Annotated in this window: 3 protein-coding genes; 1 reads left to right on the top strand and 2 read right to left on the bottom strand. The window is 28.7% G+C overall.

Annotated elements, in window-relative coordinates:
* Nucleotides 1–187 (top strand): hypothetical protein (locus VJ881_11460; protein ID HKL76672.1); only part of this gene is annotated, 187 nt, incomplete at its 5' end.
* A gap of 43 nt (nt 188–230) precedes the next feature.
* Here the strand turns inward: VJ881_11460 and VJ881_11465 are convergent.
* Both VJ881_11465 and VJ881_11470 read right to left on the bottom strand, forming a co-directional pair.
* Entirely contained in the window at nt 231–1,808 is a 1,578-nt protein-coding gene (locus tag VJ881_11465; GenBank protein ID HKL76673.1) for a DEAD/DEAH box helicase, read from the bottom strand.
* A 105-nt stretch (nt 1,809–1,913) separates the two neighbouring features.
* Complete coding sequence (locus VJ881_11470; GenBank protein HKL76674.1) at nt 1,914–2,114, bottom strand: cold-shock protein; 201 nt, start codon at nt 2,112–2,114, stop codon at nt 1,914–1,916.
* Nucleotides 2,115–2,392: the final 278 nt, after the last annotated feature.

Consider the following 2,392-nt stretch of genomic DNA (forward strand, 5'->3'; position numbering starts at 1 on the left):
AAGTGATCAAAAAATAGATAAACTTAATTTAGAAAAATGGGAAATAATCAGTTTTATTCCAGAACGCTTTCAAAAAATAGAAAGAGAAGCTACCAAAAAAGAAATAAAAGAAGTAAAAAAATTTCTTAATAATAAATCATCAAATAATAGAAATCTATGGAATAAAATAAAAAGTATATTCAAATAAAAAAAGGACAGGCTTAGCCTGTCCTTAAAATTATCATTTATATTTATTTTTTGTTAGCTGGTTCAATATTTATTTTGGTGCCGTTAATAGTATTATTTTTCATTATTTCTAAAACCTGATGTCCGTCTTCTCTTGGAACTTCAACAAAAGTAAAAGTATCGTAAACATCAATAGCTCCAATTAAGTTTCCAGAAATACCAGTTTCTCCAGCAATTGCCCCAACAATATGTCTGGGAGATATTTTATCTTTTCGGCCTATATTAACAAATAATCTTACCATACCTGGTTCTGCGCCAGTATCTCCAAAATCAATTTTTTGCGGAGTTTCTTCTTCAGTATTTAAACTTTGTTTTAATAGAGCAGCTGCTATCTCAATTGATGTAAAATCATCTTCGAGCATATCTTCAATCATTTTAATATATTTATCAAGATGTGCACTTTTCATATAATTTCTAAGTTCATCTATAATTTGTTCAGATCGAGCTGTTTCCACATCAGTTAAAGTTGGTATTTTTTTGCGTTTTATTTTACTTTTTGTATATTTTTGAACATCTCTTAATTTATAAATATCTTTACCTACTATAAAGGTAAAAGCTTTTCCGCTTTTTCCAGCTCTTCCAGTTCTACCAATTCTATGTACATAGTAATCAGTATCCTGAGGAAAATCATAATTAAAAACAATTTCTATGTCATCAACATCAATACCACGGGCAGCTACATCAGTTGCTACTAAAATTTCTATTTTATCATTTCTAAATTTATTCATTACTCTATCTCTTTGATTTTGATTGAGTCCACCATGAATTCCATCTGATAAATATCCTCGAGCCTGTAATTTAATATTTAGTTCATCGACCATTTTTCTAGTATTACAGAAGACAATGGCTTTTTCAGGTGTGTGAAGATCCATTAAACGAGTTAAAACTTTCAGTTTATTACCTTTTCTTACTTCAAAATAATATTGATCAATTCCTGGAACAGTTAATTTTTCATGCCCTATTTTAACAAATTCTGATTTTTTCTGATATTTTCTACTAAGTTTACGAATAGAATCAGGAATTGTTGCTGAGAAAAATAGTGTTTGTCTATTTTCAGGAATATCTCTGAGTATTGTTTCAATATCATCAATAAAACCCATATCAAGCATGACATCTGCTTCATCAAGTACAAAATAATCAATATTAGTTAATTTTAGAGTTCCTCTTCTAATATGATCCATAACTCTACCTGGAGTTCCAATTACAATTTGGACTCCCTTTTTTAAAGCTTTAATCTGTCTTTGGATAGATTGACCACCATATATAGGTAAAGTATATAGATTTCTTTTGTATTTAGCCAGTCTTTTTAATTCTTCAGAAACCTGTATAGCTAATTCTCTGGTTGGACATAATATTATTGCCTGTGGATTTTTTTCCCCTCTTCTAATTTGTTCTAAAAGAGGTATTCCAAAAGCTGCTGTTTTTCCTGTTCCAGTCTGGGCCTGTCCTACAATATCCTGTCCTTTTATTATTGATGGGATTGCATTTGTTTGGATAGGGGTAGTTTCTTCAAACCCCATATCATCTATTGCCTTTAAAATTTTGTCTGATATATTTAGTTCTTCAAATTTTATTTTTTGCAAATTAAATTTCACTCCTATTAATTTTATTTAAATTTTCATTATAAAAAAATAAACCTCTGACAAAAAGTCAGAGGTTAGTTGCTATATATTAAAAGTATTATTTACTTATAATGTAACAACTTTTTCTGCCTGAGGGCCACGGTCGCCTTCTACTACTTCAAATTCAACATCCTGGCCTTCTTCTAAGCTTTTGAATCCATCCTGCTCTATTGCAGAAAAGTGTACAAAAACATCGTCACCAGATTCTCTTTCAATAAAACCGAATCCTTTTTGATCATTAAACCATTTCACTGTACCATTATAAATCATTAAATTAATTCCTCCTAATTTGTTTAACGGGTAAACTTTCATATTTTTTTATTACCCAACGAAACTAACTATAACATTATTTTTTAACATTGTCAAATAATATTTCCAAAAAAGCTGACAAATATATTTTTTTAATTTGGTTTTGTAGTAGCTCCAATTTATGATATAATTCTGATAGAGAGAATAATCAAATTAAAATAGAGGTAATTCAGGAGGTGTAGGTCATAAAAGAATTTATATTTAGTAATTTTACTTTAAGTAATTATAATTTATTA

This window comes from Halanaerobiales bacterium, assembly GCA_035270125.1.
Taxonomy (GTDB): Bacteria; Bacillota; Halanaerobiia; order Halanaerobiales; family DATFIM01; genus DATFIM01.